This is a genomic window from Pseudomonas sp. TMW 2.1634 (assembly GCF_001703595.1).
Taxonomy (GTDB): Bacteria; Pseudomonadota; Gammaproteobacteria; order Pseudomonadales; family Pseudomonadaceae; genus Aquipseudomonas; species Aquipseudomonas fragi.
The window spans coordinates 1,517,126-1,535,628 of record NZ_CP016849.1; the positions used below are offsets into that span (position 1 = coordinate 1,517,126).

11 protein-coding genes and 2 pseudogenes are annotated in these 18,503 nt (G+C 48.9%); 5 read left to right on the forward strand and 8 right to left on the reverse strand.

From position 1 onward, the window contains the following. Positions 1-95: 95 nt before the first annotated feature. Positions 96-1,835, reverse strand: a pseudogene (locus tag BFC21_RS07045) (TonB-dependent receptor family protein); the annotation flags it as partial. A 46-nt stretch (positions 1,836-1,881) separates the two neighbouring features. Between BFC21_RS07045 and BFC21_RS07050 the strand changes: the two are divergent. Both BFC21_RS07050 and BFC21_RS07055 read left to right on the forward strand, forming a co-directional pair. Next, a complete protein-coding gene (locus BFC21_RS07050; protein ID WP_017736445.1) occupies positions 1,882-3,555 on the forward strand; it encodes a recombinase family protein in 1,674 nt (557 codons plus the stop codon). Positions 3,556-4,077: 522 nt separating this feature from the next. Beyond that, positions 4,078-5,916 carry a hypothetical protein gene (locus BFC21_RS07055; protein WP_120265847.1) on the forward strand — a complete coding sequence of 613 codons (1,839 nt, stop codon included), beginning with the start codon at positions 4,078-4,080 and terminating at the stop codon, positions 5,914-5,916. Positions 5,917-5,974: 58 nt separating this feature from the next. Here the strand turns inward: BFC21_RS07055 and BFC21_RS07060 are convergent, their stop codons facing one another. Further along, the gene (locus BFC21_RS07060) at positions 5,975-7,603 is read right to left on the reverse strand and encodes a methyl-accepting chemotaxis protein (protein WP_120265848.1); all 1,629 of its coding nucleotides are present in this window, start codon (positions 7,601-7,603) and stop codon (positions 5,975-5,977) included. A 442-nt stretch (positions 7,604-8,045) separates the two neighbouring features. Between BFC21_RS07060 and BFC21_RS07065 the strand changes: the two genes are divergently transcribed. The 3 genes from BFC21_RS07065 to pilV all read left to right on the forward strand — a co-directional run bounded on the left by BFC21_RS07065 (position 8,046) and on the right by pilV (position 12,332). Then, a complete protein-coding gene (locus BFC21_RS07065) occupies positions 8,046-8,960 on the forward strand; it encodes a replication initiation protein (protein WP_120265849.1) in 915 nt (304 codons plus the stop codon). 941 nt (positions 8,961-9,901) lie between these two features. Next, positions 9,902-10,285: a hypothetical protein gene (locus BFC21_RS07070; protein WP_120265850.1), complete on the forward strand. Its 384-nt coding sequence runs from the start codon at positions 9,902-9,904 to the stop codon at positions 10,283-10,285. Between the two features lie 325 nt (positions 10,286-10,610). Next, on the forward strand, positions 10,611-12,332 hold the full coding sequence (gene pilV, locus BFC21_RS07075; RefSeq protein WP_120265851.1) for a shufflon system plasmid conjugative transfer pilus tip adhesin PilV: 1,722 nt from the start codon (positions 10,611-10,613) through the stop codon (positions 12,330-12,332). Positions 12,333-12,438: 106 nt separating this feature from the next. On the opposite strand, the gene BFC21_RS07080 is transcribed toward pilV, so the two are convergent. From BFC21_RS07080 to BFC21_RS07105, 6 genes and pseudogenes are all read right to left on the reverse strand, one after another. Next, positions 12,439-12,813 carry a hypothetical protein gene (locus BFC21_RS07080; RefSeq protein ID WP_120265852.1) on the reverse strand — a complete coding sequence of 125 codons (375 nt, stop codon included), beginning with the start codon at positions 12,811-12,813 and terminating at the stop codon, positions 12,439-12,441. 426 nt (positions 12,814-13,239) lie between these two features. Further along, a complete protein-coding gene (locus tag BFC21_RS27520) occupies positions 13,240-14,343 on the reverse strand; it encodes a cyclic-phosphate processing receiver domain-containing protein (protein ID WP_256557631.1) in 1,104 nt (367 codons plus the stop codon). A gap of 113 nt (positions 14,344-14,456) precedes the next feature. Continuing rightward, positions 14,457-15,119, reverse strand: a pseudogene (locus BFC21_RS07090) (secretin and TonB N-terminal domain-containing protein); the annotation flags it as partial. Between the two features lie 228 nt (positions 15,120-15,347). Next, positions 15,348-16,325: a FecR family protein gene (locus BFC21_RS07095; RefSeq protein ID WP_088377566.1), complete on the reverse strand. Its 978-nt coding sequence runs from the start codon at positions 16,323-16,325 to the stop codon at positions 15,348-15,350. Between the two features lie 23 nt (positions 16,326-16,348). Beyond that, positions 16,349-16,843 (reverse strand): sigma-70 family RNA polymerase sigma factor, encoded by a 495-nt coding sequence (locus tag BFC21_RS07100; RefSeq protein WP_088379487.1) that lies wholly within the window; start codon positions 16,841-16,843, stop codon positions 16,349-16,351. Between the two features lie 86 nt (positions 16,844-16,929). Beyond that, positions 16,930-18,249: an MFS transporter gene (locus BFC21_RS07105; RefSeq protein ID WP_095003651.1), complete on the reverse strand. Its 1,320-nt coding sequence runs from the start codon at positions 18,247-18,249 to the stop codon at positions 16,930-16,932. Between the last annotated feature and the right edge of the window lie 254 nt (positions 18,250-18,503).

Here is an 18,503-nt window from a genome sequence, read left to right on the forward strand (position 1 = left end):
ACGGGCTTGCTCGCGACAGGATCACGTCGGTAAAACTGAAACACCGCGCTGCCTGAATCGCGGGCAAGCCCGCTCCCACAGTCTGTGTGATGCGTTTATAACCCCACACTTGCCTGCACAAAGAACGTACGCGGCTCGCCCAGGTAAATCCCCGAGTTGTTGTCACTGGAGCGGGTGTAGTACTCCTGGTTGAACAGGTTCTTGATCCCCGCTCCCACCTTCAGGTTCGACGCTTGCGGGCCGAAGTCGTAGCCAACCCGGGTACTCCAGGTCGCATATCCAGGAATATCGCCGTACTGGCCATCCGGGGTCGGGTCGGTGATATACACCCCGCCAGTACCCGGCGCGCGTTGCTGGGACTGGGCAAACATGTCCAGGTTGTAGGTCCAGCGGTTGACCACATACCGCGCACCCAGGTTGACCACCTGGCGCGAATACAGCGGCAGGTCACGGCCCTTGAAGTTGGGTATGTCACCCTCGGACGTAGCCTTGGTATAGGTAAAGCCCGCATTGACCGATAGACCGTCAAGGCGTGCGTCCAGGGCCGACATGTCATAGTGAACCGACGACTCGATGCCCTGGTGTTTGGTCGCGCCCAGGTTGGTCCAGCCCACATCGTTGCTCACATATTGCAGCTCATCGGCAAAGTCGATATAGAACAGCGTCACTTCACCGCCCCACACGCCATTGTCGTAGCGGGTACCCAGCTCGTAAGTCTTGGCCTTTTCAGGACGCAAGCCTGCCGCCGTGGCATCACCTACACCCCCCTGGCCCAGCTGGAAGTACTGCAGGCTGCCGAACGAAGTTTCATAGTTGGCAAACAGCTTCCATGCATCCGACAGGTGATACATCACGCTCAAGGCCGGCAGTGCTTCGCTGCTGTCGATGCTGCGGTTTTTCTCTTGCACCGGCTTGCCGTTGTTGCCCAGCACCGGGCGGTCGTGCCAGTTGGTGCTGATGCGCTCAAAGCGGATCCCCGGAGTGACCGTCCAGTTGCCCACATCGATCTTGTCATCGATATAGAAGGCGTTGGCCTCGGTGCCGCCGGTGCGGTCCTGATACACATGGCCGTCAGCCCCGGGCCCCGGTACGGGCACGTTATTGACCAGGTACACCTGGCTGGCCTCTTCATGCATGGCTTCCTTGAGATAGCGATAGCCCACACCCACTTCCTGGGTCACTGGGCCCAGGCTGAACACATGGGACACCCGCGGTTCGATGCCGAAGGTGTGATAGCTGCGCGGGTAGGACGCCAGGGTTTGCAGGTTGCGCGCGGCAATATTGCTGCCACGGAAGCTGTCGGTGTAATAGGTCAGGACTTCAAACTGGGTCTGGTCATCGATCTGGCGCAAGTACTTGAAGGACACATCCTTGCGCCGCCCGGTGAAGTTGTCGTAGTCGCGCAGCGACTGGTACGGGTCGGCGTCGAACTGCTTCTGGGTCAGGCCGCCGGGCATGTCTGCCGTGGCATCGTAATAGTGGAAATTAAGGGTGAAGTCATCCTGATCGGTAGGTGCCCAATGGGTCTTGAGCAACACGTCATCGATATCGTTGTCGTTGTTGCGCGCCCTGTAGCCATCGCCCTTGACCCCGGAATACAGCAGTGCGGCGCCGATGCCGTTGTCTGCCGTGCCGCCGAGGAAGGCCGATTCGATGTGCTTCCAGCCGCCGCGTTCGGAGGTTTCCAGGGTGGTGCCGACTTCGCCCTGGAAGGTCTCGGGAATGGCCCGGGTCACAAAGTTGATCACCCCGCCCACGTTTTGCGGCCCGTAGCGTACCGAACCGGCGCCGCGCACCACGTCGATGCTGTCCAGGTTGCCCGAGGACCACGGTAAGCTATTTTCTAATAAAATGAGATAGAACCTACCCGGAGCCGATTCAATGCCCAAGGCATACGCATACGTCAGATGGTCAACCGCCTCGCAAGGCGAAGAAGGCCGAGACAGCCACGACCGTCAAACCACCCCACTCCAAGCATTTACAGAGGTCACAGGCGTCCCCGTGGTCGAAACCGTTATCGACAAGGGGATCAGTGCATTCCGTGGTGCAAACGCCCGGATCGGCCAGTTAAAAGGGTTGTTGGACAGGATAGAGAGTGGAGAAATTGAGCATGGCGACTACATCATTGTCGAATCAATCGACCGACTAACCCGCCAGAAACTCACCGACTCCGTTGATCTAATCCAATCAATTCTCAAAAAAGGCGTGCGACTACACACCGTTTTCGACAACAAGACATATTCCTACGACGATCCAAGCCGCGACCTCGAAACCTTGATCCTAGTAGGTGTAATCGCAAAACGGGCACACGAAGAAAGCGACACCAAGAGCAAACGCCTGAAATCCGTGTGGGTAAAGAAGCGAGACACTGCAGAAACCAACGTTATAGGTAAACGATGCCCCTACGGCTTTCGCTTTGATGAACAAAGTCAATCTTTTATCATCGTTGAAGATGAAGCCCAAGAAATTCGCCAGATTTTCGACCTACTCAAACACGTTGGAGTATTGGAGAGCGTTAAGCAAGTAAATAAACATTCAAAACGCCGTTGGACTAGAACAGCAGTCCTTCAACTTATAAACAGCAAAAGCCCAATTGGCGTGCTACGTTTGCAACGACGCAACGAGAACGGCACCAAAGCGTTTGATCGTTATGTTCCCAATTATTTTCCAAAAATCATTGATGAAATAGAATTCAGTGCAGCCGTTGCTGCGATGAAAACCCGATTAAATGGGCGAAATTACGGACGTAGAACACCCCACCATTACAATATTTTCCGGCACTGCATCCAATGCGAAGAACATAAATGCGGGATGATTTTCAACTTACAAATATTAGGAACCGAGAAAAAACGCTACGCCTACCTTGTTTGCTCTAACAGAGCCGAACGAGTATGCGAATGTAGTAACAGAATAAGATTTGAGCTTGTTTTCGGCACATTCCTCGCTTTCGTTAGGCAATTATCGGAAAATCGTTACATTGACGAGCGGACAGACAAGAAGCGAAAAGACTTCACTTGGTTCAGCCAAGACCAATACAAGCAAATGGACACCGTAAACGACGCATTCAGCCGTTTCTTTTCCGTTCGTGATACTTCGGCACCAAAAGAAGAAATACGAGCCAAGAAAGCCAAGCTAACAACCGAAAAATCCACATTGGAGATGTTAGAGGCTTCGCTAGCTCAGTTTGACGGAATAATTCCAAATACATTTATCAGGCGTGTGGCCGATAGCGAAGCACGGATCACCGTGTTAGAAAGCGAGATCCAAAAACTTGAAGGCACGTTAGCAATCGAAGCGGAAACGCTCGAAATCACCACCTACGAAGACATAATAGCCCTATACGAAACAGAAGAAGGCCGATTGAAACTCAACACATTTTTCATCACCAGAGGAATCACCTTCGACGTTAAAATTGACAAAGAAACAAACCTCGTCGGCATGGACATTCGTATAAAAGGTGAAAAAGACTTTAATCTTTATACCCATCAATTTTTCAAACAAAAAGCTCCACTAACGCCATTTGGAATACCAGACCTTTCCCACATCATAAAATAAAATTAAGCCCCTCTAATAAACCGAAAATTGGAGGGGTTACACATTAACAATCCAAGGCGTTACACGTTAAAAACCAGAGCAAAAACAAAAGGCATCACGCTCTTAATCACCAGAATAGCTTTTGACTTTCTTCAAAAAAAACTTTTTTAAAAAAATCTCTCGCATAATGCACTCCCCCGCACACGCCTCATGTATACGCACGCACCCACACACGTCTTTAGTTATCTATATATAGATATCATATACACTAGATAACTATAATAAAGATTACTACACCGCACGCACATACCCAACCAACACCACTATACAAAACCACCCACACCATCATGCTTGATATACATTTTTTATGTGGTTCAATATATGCATATGGTTCAAGTTTTCAAAGAAGCCCTTAGAAACATACCAGCTATGTTAACCATCCCACTTTTGCTACGCAAAAGATGTGACGGTTAACGCAGGTGCCTAGTCGGCAGGACAGAAGCAAAAGCCAAGAGCAAAAACCAACCCACCACTGAGGATAAAATGAATGATACCAATTTGCAGATAATTACGCTGACTAAAAGAGACAGAAACTATTCCAACCTGAATGGGCTGGATAGCTCGTTGAAACACTCGCTTAGGCTGGACCAAAACGAGTATGACGACTTTGAATTCAACCCCAACCCACCGCACCCCAATATAGCCATTATTGGTGGTGTTGAACAGGTATTAACAAGGGAACTGGCAGAGCAATTGCTGGCCGACTTCAACGACCAACTACAAACCAAACTCAAAGCAACAGAAGCGACTGACGAGATAGCAGCAGAAAAAGAAAAGCTCCGAAAACTAAAATCGAAGCTGGTCAAATTCATCAACGCAACCGAACCCACCCAAATAAAAGAATACGTCACATCGGTAATGGAGGGAGAAAGGCCGTTGGTAGTCGGAGACTACGCCGCCCTACTCAATCAGCACAAAATCAGCCGTGTAGCTCAGCGTATCGACCTTCTAGAGAACTACACCACCAAAAAGCGAGAGATCGAGCAAAACGCACCAGATCGAGCCGTATCAAGGACGGTCAACAGGGTTAAAGAAATCATCCTTGTGATACCTGAACCCAATAAATTGGCAATCACAAAGGGATACACAGACCTTTTGCAGAAAGCCATGCACCAGTTCTATCAAAAGAATTTCCCCAACAACAAGATGCTTTTTTCATTCAGCCACTTGGACGAGACAACCAACCACGTTCACGCCTTCCTTGACCTTCAAAACACAAAGACCGGAAAATATGATTTTTCAGCCCAAGAATTTGAATTCGCATCACAATACTACGCGAAGAACAAAGCTCACCTTGATAATATATCCGAACCGCCAACATTAGAAAACTTCAAACTTCCCAACCGTAGCGAAGAAAAGCAAAACCATAGGTTTATCCGAGAACGCGAGTCATGGAAGTCAAAAGTAATGCAGGCGGCCTTTTACGAGCACTTTAACAGCTTAGCCGCTCCATATGGCTTACAAGCCAAATTCCTACCTAAAACCAAGGATAACAAAGAATTCCTAAGCAAGATTGAGCAGGAGGCCAAGAAGCCCAAGAGCGAGCGAAGCCATAACTATTACACCAGACAAGTAGAGAAACTTGAGCAGGAGCTTACACAGAAGAAAGAAGAGCTGACCGAGCAAAAAACGAATGTCGTCACTCTTAACACCACGATAAGCGAGCTTCAAAATACTGTTTCAACATACCAGAATAAAATCCAAAACTTAGAGATGCACGCCACAGAGCAGCAAAAAGAAAATGCGAAGCTCGACCACCATAGGCAAATACTGTCCGAGGACATAACCGAGAAGACGAACAAAACCGAACAGCTAAAGATAAATTTCAAATCCACCAAAGAAAAAATGACCAAAGAACTACGCGAGCTAAGGAAGAAAATAGAAGAGGATACCGAAAGAAAATCAGTATTAGAAAAAGCGATTAAGGTCTACGAGGAAGAGCTTGAACCATTAATCAAAAAATTTGACATTCTGGTTGATCGAATACTTGAAGCCAAAAGGCTTGATGAAAATCCAGAGCAATTCTATAAGAGATTAAGAGAAAACACATATAAAATGGCAAGCCGCTTGGGTTCAGAGAAACGAAAGGATTACCTATTTAACGTTGGGGAACAACTAAAAGAACAAGGATTAGACCATGCCAAAGTGGAGTTAGGATTTACAGATAAAGTGAAACTTTTGGCATCCGACACGTTCACAAGAAAACAAGTTGTTGAGTTTGACAAGGAGGAAGCCCTGCAGGCGAAAGAAGCCAGAAAGAGAAGACTGCTAAAACTCAAGCCACCAAGCCCATATCAAGACCCTTATGACCCATATAGCTAACTCATAAAAAAAGCCCCTAAAAGGGGCTTATAAATAATTTGCGAGCGTCATCTTGCTTTTAAAGCCTAAATTTTGAAACCATAGAATGCAAATCTACCGCAAGACGCGAAAGCTCTTGACTAGCCGCATTGGTTTGGTTAGCCCCCGCAGACGTTTGCATTGACAAATCCCTAATATTAACCAAATTTCTGTCAACTTCACGGGCAACCTGTGCCTGCTCTTCCGAAGCACTGGCAATAACCAAGTTTTTCTGGTTGATTGAGGTAATTGCTTCACTAATTACCTCAAGAGCATCATTAGCTTCCCGAGCAACCACTAACGTGCCATTAGCACGGTCTTGGCTCTCATTCATAGCATCAACTGCACGGCCTGTACCTGATTGAATACCTTCAATCATTTGTTCTATTTCAGCTGTCGATTGTTGGGTTCTATGAGCCAACGCACGTACCTCATCCGCTACAACAGCAAAGCCACGACCAGCATCGCCAGCCCTAGCAGCTTCGATGGCAGCATTAAGTGCCAGCAAGTTTGTTTGCTCAGCAATTGAGCGAATTACTACCAGTACTTGACTAATTTCACCGGCACTCTGTGCCAAAATTTTAACTTCAGACGAAGTATCAGAGATATTACCAACGAGTTTATTAATGGACTCCAAAGTCTGACTAACCTTTTCACGGCCTTGATAGGTGCTTTTATCAGCAGCTTTAGAATCATCGGCAGTATTTACAGCGTTACGAGCCACTTCCTCAACCGCCGCTGTCATCTCATTTACCGCTGTAGCGGCTTGGTCGATTTCTGCACTTTGCTGGTTGAGTCCTCGATTAGTATCCTCCGTCACCGCATGTAACTCTTCAGAAGCAGAAGCCAGCATATTTGATGATTCGGAGATTCTTTTAATCGTATCATGCAAGCTAATCTGCATTTTTTTCAATGCAATTAGCAGGTGTGCAGGCTCGTCAGAACCATTTATCTTGATTCGTTGAGTTAAATCACCATCGGCAATTCTATCTGCAACTACCACCGCTTCAGCCAAAGGAGAAACGATACTCCGAGTAAGAACCACCGCGATTACAATCATCAGTATCAAAATAATAATCAACGCGACAACAATCATGAAAACAGCAGCATTAAATACTTTATTTGTTTGATCAGCAGCATAAACAGCACCTTTCTTATTAAACTTAATCAACTGATTTAAAAAAACCATCATTTGATCAGCATCATCAGCCAAAGGTCCATTTGCCATCTTAATTTCGTCAGCCCTTTCAGGTGAAGACAAAACTCCTTCTAAAATCTGACGCTGAACAGAAAGGTACTTTTCGTATGAGGTTTTAAATTTCTCGAAAATCTGACGATCCTCAGAGTCATCTATTTCCTTTTCATAACCTTTCAAGCTCATAGCAACATCTTGGTTTATACTTCTAACCAGATCAACGGTAGTATTTAGTTCGGATTTCCCCTCCAAAATCAACGTTCGTAAAGTCAGTGCTCTGGCTCGCCCTAAACTACTCCCAACCTCTCCCACAGCCTCGACTGCTGGCAACCACTCATTACGAATTTCGGCAGCTGCATCGTCCATTTGGTATGCTTGGAATAAAGCGATCCCTCCCATAACCAAAACGAGTAATGCGATAATTGTGAACCCAATACCGGCTCGACTACCAATGTTCATACTTCTAATATTCATCGACCGCTCCTAAACCCAAGACGTAATAAATCAGTACTTGCTGTATCGGCAAAAAAAATAATTTCTTGAATGAAAAAACTCATATCCTTCAGTCTAATTGATAGGCAGCATTGATTTTCAACACAAACCACAGTACAAACTCACCACTTACAGGCGGTAGTGTAATTCCCATTTCCCTTTGCCTGCATCGTGCAGGCTTTTTTATGCCAATAAAAAACCCGCGACTAAGCGGGTTTTTTACCATCTAAGTTTGACAAACTTCGAAAGTGTGGCAACTTGAAAGGAGCAGAAAAAGAAAACCACCCGGCAAGGTGGCTAAGGATACTACAATAAAATTTTAAAAAACTTTAATCAACACACTCATTTAATCATCAAAAAGTTTATTGTCAAGTCATCTTCCAAGGTTTTCTTTTTCTAAACAACCAATTAGAAGAGGAAAACAATGGGATGTATAAAACTATTTGAGGACTACTTACCAAAGAGACCTTATCACACCGATGATTTAATCAGCGGCTTAAAAATCAATAAAAAAGAAAAAGCTAAACTTGCAAGACTAGTTCAGCCCAATGGGCCTACACATAGATATTGGATGGTTTTTGACCTCGATAAATCTAATGCAGGGATGCACTGGGATGACGTGGGAGCACCAGCCCCAAACCTAATAGCTCGAAATCCGGCCAATGGGCACGCTCATTTGCTTTACCTCCTACAAACACCTGTCCGAACCGCAATCGACGGCAAAACCGCCGCTTTACGATACGCTGCAGCCGTTGAGGCAGGCTTGCGTAGTCGTCTGGGAGCCGACAGAGGCTATTCCGGGTTGATCTGCAAGAACCCGATCAATTCCCACTGGATCGTCCACCAATGGCAGGCCGATCCATACACGTTGGACGACTTGGCCGACTACATCGACCTAACCCCTGAAAAGGCCAAAGAAAAGCCCATAGAGGATTATGGCTTGGGTCGTAACTGTATGCTTTTTGACCAATTAAGAGCGTGGGCATACAAGGCGATTCGTCAGGGTTGGCCGACCTATGAACAATGGCTAAACGCTTGCCTAGACCGTGCCACCGGCTACAACGTTAATTTTACTACGCCGTTGGACATTTCCGAAGTAAAGCACACGGCCAAAAGCGTGGCGAAGTGGACGCATAGAAACTTTAACCGGGGCACCTTTGACGATTATGTCGCAAGAACCCATACAAGCGAGATACAGGCTTTCAGGGGTAAACAGAAGGGCAAGACCAAGAGAGAACGAGGTATTATCTTACTTGAAGCAGGAGCAACCATTAAGGAAGTCATGAAGGAGTTAAATGTAAGCCGTAGAACTATATTTTATTGGAGAAAGCAACCCTAGCATTATAATTAGTGCAAAAGCCTATATCAGATAATAGCACCCGGTGAGGGTGTTTCTTCTTCCTTTCCCGCCCATCCCCTCCCTTTCCTCCCCGTATCCCCCACATATACATACACCGCCCCACCGATATCGATATAACGCACGGAATTGGTCAAAATCGGCATTCTTCCACTCCGTTGATACAACGACACCAAGCCACACCACTACACGCCTAAAATAGCCAAATGCGTTATACCTCGCAGCATTATGGGTAGTGTAAAAAGCCTATATCAAAAACAGTCCAAAACAGCGTTAACCACTCAACCCAATACTTCCATAGGTTCGGAGATATGTCCCCCAACCTATATGTATGTATACATACATATCAAATTTCTCTCCTGATGAAAATTTCACACTTTTCAAAATTCATCAAAATGGGTGAATATCATTCACTGGGCTGATAAGCCTAAATATCCCGAAAGCGATTTGGGGCAGTAACCAAAAATCGACTTTTTACAAAAATTATTTTCTTGAAAAAATTGCCGTGAAAATTTAACGTTTTCATCGAATTTTTTTAGATATTTAATTTTTTAACCATTGAATTATGGCTTATTTACAGCAAAAAACCTTGTCAATAGCAAAACGAAAATAAATATAAGGTCGGACGTTAATGAGCAAATAGGGTTCAACCCTAAGCAAATCACTTAGTTGAAATTTGCCACAAAGCAGAACAAAAAACGACACTGCAAAAACTCAAAAATCGCTCTCAAATTAATTTCACAAAAAAATGTGGGGGATTGGTGACGTTAAAATTTCAAAAAAATCGAAAGTAGCCAATTTCCTACAATACATATCCCGGAAGCAAAACCTGAAATAGTTGAAGGTTCGGAGATATGACCTTGAAGCATTGACATATCAAAACCCTATGGTATTGGTATTATAACAACATAGGAGTTCTAATTATGAACAGGATGGAATATGCAGGAAAAATAGGCGGCATGGTTGGTGGATTTAAAAGACGTGAGCGTCAAAAATTTTTAATTTTGTTCATAAAAATAATAGAAATGGATGAGCTTCATGATATACGAATGACCTCAAACCTCGCTAAAAAGCTAATAGCAGCATTTTCAGGCTGCAAATCAATATCCAATGATGTTCTAATCAAGGAGTTTGCAAGAAGCGGGAACAGTGTAAAACAACAAAACCTTGATATGATTGTCCATTCATTAGTAGCACGATGGCAAGACCTTTATGAAGAACAGTGGAAAGAAGCAAAAATAAAAATAGACATTGAAGCCGACGAATACAAGCAATCTATTATCGAAAAGCTGGACATTAAACTATAAATACATGTAAAGCCCCACTTTACATACTTATACCCGTGAAGCTATTTTTCGCTTTGCGGATATACACATTCCTACACCGTAGGAATTTACAACCACTATGTATCCTGCCACGATACATACTTGTATCTTTAAACCAAATAATGACCTTCACGGGCATATATCCTACTCCCACAGAGTAGAAAATACCGCCTATCTTTTCGTTGAGCTAAGCAGCCATAGGTTCAAGGATATACCTCCGAACCATTAGCTATCACCCCCATCAACAACCCCTCTTTTAAAGTTTCTCTTTTATGTTATTGTAAATATAACAACATAAATAAAACCCATGGCACTCATCCGTAATAAAAAACAAAAAGGCTTAACTCTTTTTGAAACGCTTCTTTCATTATCAATAGTAATGTCTCTTGTCGTCAGCTTCCTTTGTTGGTATCTGGAACAACAGCGAGAGCAACAAGCCACTATATTCGGAAAAGATATAGTCTCCATCATCACCGCTTTTGACAAGCGTATCCATCTCGATGGCTGGGACATTGACAACTTCAAGAATGGCAGCGAGTGGAGTGGTTCTCCGGCCATCCTTGAAATGCTTAATAATGAATTTATCGCCAAAGACTCCACTTGCGGAAACCCCAAAAGCTGGGTGCCTGTTTTATCTAAAGAGAAATCAACACAACTCATTCCTTGTAAATTCTGGTCAAGAGTTCCATATGACTTCATTGCGAATGCAAAAATAACCCCCGACGAAGAAGGATTTATAAAAAACTACAAAGTCATCTTTCAACCGAAAAATGAAAAATCTTTTTCTCAAAATTTCCGATATTACAACAGAGCAAAAATTGCCGCCAATGCTAATGACTCTTTAAACGTGACTGGCGGTCATCAGTTCTACTTTGCTGCACTCTCCGACCCCGCTACAAAAATAACCAATACGGAATGCCTAGCTTTAAAAGCTAATTGCACATTAGTCGCCACCTACGACCGAGAGGGCGGAAACGAGTATTTAAGAGTAGATGGAACAAACTCAATGCTAGGCTCAGCAGTCGCGTTTAAAGAGTCCAAAGGGCATAACAGACTTCGCTGTATCAAATGGGTTAAAGACACAAGCGGAAGTGCTTGGGAGTCAAAAACAGTGGATTGTGGTATCGGAATCCATACAGAAACTGGCAGCCCGGTAGCGGTAGATGTAGCAGTAAACTCATCGACCAATGAAAGAGTGATGCTTGATAGACTTTGCCCTGTATATACTCACTCAGCAGATGGTCTTATCGAATCAACTGAAAACGCACCTTGTGGAATGCTTTCCCAAGACGACGCAGGAACAGAGGTTGCCTATCAGGTCATTGATACCCTTTCCGCAGGAAAAGGGCTAATCAAAACGCTTTACACAGATACAATATTTTCAGACGAAATAAACACCAATTACATGAACGTCAAGAAAGACTTGGCAGTTTTAGGCAATTCCAGAATGGATGGAACCTTGACTGTCAAAGGTAGAGGACAGTTCGACAACAACATAAACCTAACAAAAGTAGAAGCCGCTGGCACAAGTTGCTCTCCCAATGGCCTGCTCGCCAGAGACTTTAAAGGGCTAATTTTATCGTGCGAAAGCGGTATTTGGACAACTCAATCAACGTCCGGCATGTATGCGTTTTTTAACGCTACAAGCTGTCCACCGGGCTGGATCGCAGCAAACGGTTCAGGTGGAACACTCGACCTACGCGGGCAGTTCGTAAGGGCTTGGGATAACGGCAAGGGCATCGATCCGGGTAGATCCTTAGCTTCCGCCCAGCAAGACGATCTAAAAAGCCACAAACACAACGCTACGGCTTCGATGGATGGGTTACATAGCCACGAGACACGTCATACGCGAGATCGATCCCCAACAGACCCCGGCAACGCGGTTTTAGGTGATGAGAACTGGTATGGCATACAATCTGTCTGGTCGCAGCCAGCAGGGTTACACACCCACACGATTACAGTGCAAAGTTTCGGCGGTACTGAAACACGCCCTAAAAACGTGGCACTGCTTGCCTGTATGAAAAAATGATTTTTTATTGACTTTTTTATATGCATGGTAAGATATAATAAACCAAAAGCCACAACAGCTCCATAATGGCCGCGTACGACCATTATATATATCCAAACCTACAGGTTTAGTTGTGTGGCTCTAAGCTTTCAAATGGAAGTGCATATTTCGAGGCGAACCATGAGGTGCCGTTATTGGATTGTTTGACATGAAAGCAAACAACTCCATATGTGTCTTCTACGCCAACACCCATGAATGGAGGCAACCACAGCAATTCTAACGTGCCGTCACCTTCCCAGCCATGCCTCTTCAAAAGCATTTCAGCCTCACGAACAATAGCGTAGCCATCTGGGAACTCGCCTAGTGTTTCCCTTGCATTTAAGAAAAACAAGCGGTCATCGATAAAATGATAGGAGTATACAAAAAAATCTCGTACATCTTCAGGCGTCTCTCCGAGACTTGCCAACATATTTTCAAGACGCCAATTTCTATCCTTTACCATAAGTGCCTCTCATCCTTTTTATTTATAACTGTTTAGCTTCTTAGGGTAGCACAAATCATAAATAGCACGAGCCAAGGCATCATCGTATGGTACCCAGCACCCCGTTATTGCCATACCTTCACTTGTCCAGACCCCACCGTCAGACGAGTCAGAGTAAATCCACCAGATGGATTTACCCTCTACGATAGCAAACCAATTTGAATACCCTGAAGGAAGATGCTCACGCAACAGCCCCCTTTTTTCACTTTCTGCAGCATCCTGCCACGACCTAAATCGGCTGGTTTTCATACCATTCTGCACAATGTGCAATCGGATGCTTTCTCTGGTGTGCATACTGGACCTTTACTGTCCGACTTACCCCAATATACCAATGGCAGCCCCTCTCCGCAGAGGGGCTTTTATCAGCTATTAATTGATATATTCAGATTAATCCGATTCTTGATTCCAAGCATTAATCTCTGAAATTATGCCCCACTGACCACTTCTTGCTAGATAAGCAGGATGATAGGTTCGAAAAGTTCGGATCGGTAAAAGGGGGTGTTTCAGCATGGAGGTTTTCTCCGGCTCATAGCTCTCAAGATTGAAAGGCTCGACCCCCGGAAACTGTGCGTAGAGATGCTCGTTGTAGTTGGGTCCAGTGAAGAAAATCACAGAGGTTGGAGCGAGTACCTGAATTTCAGCACGTAGCAAGGCCGAACCCGCCTCCCGTATCAGTGCAGCCTCTTCAGAACTCCCATTCTCATACACACTTCCATTGTCGAGTGACATCCTGAAAAGGTTAGTCCAGAGCACCGCTGTTTCAGCACCATCTACGTCCTCCCCCAAGGAGGATCGCACGCTGCGGTAGGCTCGCCAAAACGGACTGTTGTAATTCCCCGGTTGATGCCTAGCGAACTCAAAATCACGATAACCAGCAGTAAGTGCGGCTACGCTACTCGGCGTGACTTGGAAATCCGCGAAGGTCATGATCGGATCTTTAAGATCGGGAAAGTAGTCACCGGGATGAAAATCCCAACCAAGCGTTTCCTGCCCTACAACTAAAACACGTTTTTCGGCGTTCACCCATTTATCTGAAACACTCAAAAGAAGCGGCGGCGATGCTCTCTCTGCAAGTTCTGCGGGCAGTGACACTTCATTTTTGAATTTCTCGTAGAGAGAATTCAGTGAATTCTGAACGCCACCCCTTACAGTCACAATTTCTTCCTCATAAAATTTAACCTTCAGATTTGCAAAGCTCTGCCTAGACGCCAGCCGGGCGATTGATTCTACTCCAGCTCTCATTCTTTGTGCAGCAGCTGAATTGGCAGAGTGAATCAGTATCAAAGGTGGTGAAAAACCGTGCAAAGCTACCTCTGTCTCCATCCATAGAATTACGTCATAGCCTGTTCCACGACTATCGTCACCCAAATCATGATCAAGGCTCAGCACCTCAACCTGTCCAGCCTGAAGCAGTCTAATGACCTCATCAGGCCAGTAGGCTCGTATCCACCCGTCAGGGGTTGAACGTTCATCGTCTAAAAAAACCTTCATTGCGTAGCTCCATCACATGAGGGGGCCTCTGGAAGCCCTTGGAGGGTTCTATTTGCGTCAGCCAAACCAGATTTTTTTCGCTTCGTGGTCCGGCCCCCACCGGCACGGGTACAAGTCCCCGCACCGCTGGCGACCTCTTTTATTAGAAACTGTTTACCTTTTGAAATCGGCGCCATCGACAGTTGTGGCTGACCGTAAGGAGCGAATGCCGCGGGAATACCGTCAATCAATACAGTGGAGCGCGGCGACAAGCGCGAAGTCAGGCCACGCACGCCGACGTTCAGGGAAATATCGCTGCCGCCGGTGCCGTTGGATTCCTGCACCTGTACACCCGGGATGCGCTTGAGGGCATCACTGACGTTCATGGTGCCCTGCTCGATCATCGCCTCGCGGCGAATCACCGTTCGGGCGCCGGGGTGGTTTTGCACCACGGCATCGTTGGCATCGCTCAACCAGTTGCCGACCACCTTGACATCCACCGGTCCCAACTCAAGCGGGCCGGATGCGGCGGCACTGACTGTGGGTGCGGCTCGCAGGGTCACGGCATCGCCACTCAGCTCATAGCTCAGGCCACTGCCTTGCAGCAGGCGGCCCAGGGCCTGCTCGGGCGACAGGTTGCCATCGACGGCCGGGGCCTGTTTGCCTGCTACCAGTTGCGGGCTGAAAAAAACCTGCAGCGAAGTTTGCTGCGCCAGTTGGCTCAAGGCCGAGCCCAGGGGTTGGGCCTGGATATGGATGGCGCTCGACGCCGCTTCGCCAGCAAAGGCCGCCGGCATCGCGGCACTGACCGCCAGGGCCAACGCCAGCGGCAGCAGGCGCGTGCGAGTCAGGCTGGAGGGTGTGCGCAAAGGTGTTTCAAGCGAGCAAAGTCGCCCACGAGGATTGTTGTTTTTCACGTCGAGTCTTGCCCTGTTGATCGCACTTGAGTGCGACTGTTAATGCAAACCAGTTGCAGTTGTTCAAGAAGACGAAGAACTCGAAAAAAACCTGAATCCTGTGGCCAATTATTTTTTCGCGATGATTTCCTGGCTGCCGTCTGCCCGCGTCATGATCGCGACCGGCAAGATCTGCGGCAGCGCCTTGAGCAGGGCATCGGTGTCATTGGTTTTGAACACGCTGCTCAGGCGCATTTGCGCCACCGCCGGCGTGCTGACGTGTAACGGTTTGTCGCGATAGCGCGACACTTGCGCCGCCACGTCTTCAAGGCTGGCGTCTTCGAACACCAACTGGCCCTTGCGCCACGCCGTCAACGCACGGGTGTTGACCGGCTGCGCGGCGGCCACCCGGCCACGCTCATCGACTACGGTACCCAGCCCGGCCGTCAGGTTGACCACTGCATCCGGGTTGGCGCCCTGTACCCGCACATGCCCCGACTCTACCGCAACGCGGGCCTGGTCACCTTCGCGCAGCACGTCAAAGCGAGTACCCGTGACGGTTACCTGGCCGGCCCCGGCCTGCACCACAAACGGCCGGTCGGCATCATGGGCAACGTTGAACATGCCCTCGCCGCGCTCCAGCTCGACAATACGCTGCTGCCCTTCGTAGCTCACGCGCACCAGGCTGCGGCCATTGAGTTCAATGGCCGAACCATCGGGCAATGTCACGGTACGACGCTCACCCAACACCGTGGCAAATGTTGCGTGATAACCGGCAGAGGCTTGCAGCTGCATCCATATGCCCGCCCCCGCCGCCACCGCGACAAGGCTGGCTGCCAGCCCGTAGGCCAGAAACGAACGCCGGCTGTGCCGCGGTGCAGGCACTTCACACAGCGCCTGCAAACGGGCCTTGGGCAACAGATCGGCGGCAGACCACAAACTGGCCAGCCACTGGTATTCGGCCTCATGGCTGGCGTGTTGCGTGCGCCAGGCCTGGAATTGGGCCTGCTCGCCAGCATTCAGGGTTTGCGCTTGCACCCGGGTAAACCAGGTGGCAGCCGCGTCACGCACGCTGGCGCTGCCACAGGTACAGTCACGTGTATCCATCCTGCAATCCTTTACCGATGTCATCACGGAGCCTCCACGCGTTCACGCAGATGGCGCAGGGTGCGGATCATATACTTTTCCACCATGTTTCTGGACAGCCCCAGGCGCTCGGCAATCTCGGCCTGGGTCAGGCCCTCGATCTTCTGCCAGACAAACACCTTGCGGCAATTGAGCGGCAGTTCCTGCAAAGCCCTTTCGACCGACTCAGCCAACTGGATAGCGCGCATATACTGCTCCGGATCGCCGGTTTCGGACGAACTTGGGGGAACGGCTGCCAGCTCCTTGGCGTCGCGTAGCTCTTCGCGGCGAAAGCCGTCTACCGCGATATTGCGTGCTGTCTGGTGCAAGTACGCCCGCGGCTGTTCGACCGCATCCGGGTTGGATTCGAGCACGCGGACAAAGGTGTCATGGGCCAGGTCTTGCGCCTGCTGCCGATTGCGCAGGCGCCGGGTCCAGGTGCCGATCAACTCTTCGTAATGTTCAAAGAAGCCCGTTTTGCGGGGCACTTTCTGAGTCATCGCACGGGACTGCACAGGTGGGGCGCGAATAGTAATGCTTCCTATTAGAGCCAGCAATCACCGTGATGACCGAAGGTTGCCACCTGTTACATTTCGGCCTTGGCCAATAGGCGCTGCTCGACCTGTGTCGCGCCGCTTAAACCGTAGCGCCGGGCGGTGAGCAAGCCGACCAGCCCCATCATCGCGCAGAACGCCACGCACACCCACGGGCTCCACGGCATCAGGGCGATCAGCAGCAACGGCGTGGTACTGGCCCATAGCGCATAGGCGATATTGTAGGTGAAGGAAATCCCCGAAACACGGATTGCTGCCGGGAACAGCCCGACCATCACCGAGGGGACTACCCCGACAATCCCGCAGGTCAAACCGGCGAACGCATAGGCCAGACCGGGCACTGCCCACTGCCCGACCAGGCTGGCGTACAGCAGGCCGATACCCAGCGGTAACAGCACACTGTATAGCGCAATACTGCGCCACACGCCGATACGGTCAACGATCAACCCGGCCAGCACACAGCCGATATTCAAGAACACAATGCCCAGGCTGCTCAGCGCAAAAGTATGGCTGGCGGTCATGCCGAAGCGTTGCTGCATCACGGTCGGGGTGATGACCACAAACACCACCACGGCGCTGGTGAGCACGCAGGTCAACAACGCGGCCGGCAGCAAGGACGCCCGGTGATCGCGCAGGACGGTGCGCAAGGGGAACTCTGCACGGCCCTCCTTGCGTTCACGCAGGGCCAGAAACACCGGTGTTTCACTCAGCCAACGGCGTAGCCACACACCAATCACGCCGAACACACCGCCGAGCAGGAACGGAAAACGCCAGGCGTAATCGAGGATCTCAGCCGGGGTAAACAACTGTGCCAGCAGCGTTGCGGTCAAGGCACCAATCAAATAGCCAAAGGTCAGCCCGGCCTGCAAAAAGCCCAGCGCGAAGCCCCGGCGCCCGGCCGGCGCATGCTCGGCCACGAACACCCAGGCACTGGGCACCTCGCCCCCGACCGCTGCGCCCTGCAGGATGCGCAAGGCCAGCAGGATCAGCGGGGCGAAGTAACCGATGTCGGCGTAAGTGGGCATGATGCCGATCAGCAGACAGGGCAACGCCATCATCAGGATGCTCAGGCTGAACACCCGCTTGCGTCCCAGATGATCGGCAAAATGCGCCATCAGGATCCCGCCCAGTGGACGAGCCAGATAACCGGTCACAAAAATCCCGAAGCTTTGCAACAGGCGCAACCACTCGGGCATGTCCGGGGGGAAGAACAGCTGGCTGAGGGTCAGGGCAAAGAATACGAAAATAATGAAATCGTAAATTTCCAACGCTCCGCCCAGGGCGGCAAGGCCCAGGGTTCTGTAGTCGGAACGGGAAAAGCGCACCGCAGTGGCTTGAGTATCGGCAGACATAAATAGGCTCAATATGAACGGGGCACGCCTATATTGGCGTTTGCGGTCGAGGCGCGAGCATAGCAAATCCTGCTGCACTGCCGCAGATTCCAGCCCTTGGCCAGCGACCATTACCCGCGTCGCTTTGCTTGCGGGTACTGGCAATACGACCCTGGGGGGCCTTGCGGACAACCTGGCCCCCGAGCCCGGGCTCGGTAGCCTCATCACGGCCAGGATGTACAGGGTTAAAATCGCCGCTGTTGTTGCAAAGAGTG

Excerpts from the sequence above, each read along its gene's own strand:
- BFC21_RS07050 (WP_017736445.1), top strand. The coding sequence starts at position 1,882 with ATGCCCAAGGCATACGCATACGTCAGATGGTCAACCGCCTCGCAAGGC.
- BFC21_RS07055 (WP_120265847.1), top strand. The coding sequence starts at position 4,078 with ATGAATGATACCAATTTGCAGATAATTACGCTGACTAAAAGAGACAGA.
- BFC21_RS07060 (WP_120265848.1), bottom strand. The coding sequence starts at position 7,603 with ATGAATATTAGAAGTATGAACATTGGTAGTCGAGCCGGTATTGGGTTC.
- BFC21_RS07065 (WP_120265849.1), top strand. The coding sequence starts at position 8,046 with ATGGGATGTATAAAACTATTTGAGGACTACTTACCAAAGAGACCTTAT.
- BFC21_RS07070 (WP_120265850.1), top strand. The coding sequence starts at position 9,902 with ATGAACAGGATGGAATATGCAGGAAAAATAGGCGGCATGGTTGGTGGA.
- pilV (WP_120265851.1), top strand. The coding sequence starts at position 10,611 with ATGGCACTCATCCGTAATAAAAAACAAAAAGGCTTAACTCTTTTTGAA.
- BFC21_RS07080 (WP_120265852.1), bottom strand. The coding sequence starts at position 12,813 with ATGGTAAAGGATAGAAATTGGCGTCTTGAAAATATGTTGGCAAGTCTC.
- BFC21_RS27520 (WP_256557631.1), bottom strand. The coding sequence starts at position 14,343 with ATGAAGGTTTTTTTAGACGATGAACGTTCAACCCCTGACGGGTGGATA.
- BFC21_RS07095 (WP_088377566.1), bottom strand. The coding sequence starts at position 16,325 with ATGGATACACGTGACTGTACCTGTGGCAGCGCCAGCGTGCGTGACGCG.
- BFC21_RS07100 (WP_088379487.1), bottom strand. The coding sequence starts at position 16,843 with ATGACTCAGAAAGTGCCCCGCAAAACGGGCTTCTTTGAACATTACGAA.
- BFC21_RS07105 (WP_095003651.1), bottom strand. The coding sequence starts at position 18,249 with ATGTCTGCCGATACTCAAGCCACTGCGGTGCGCTTTTCCCGTTCCGAC.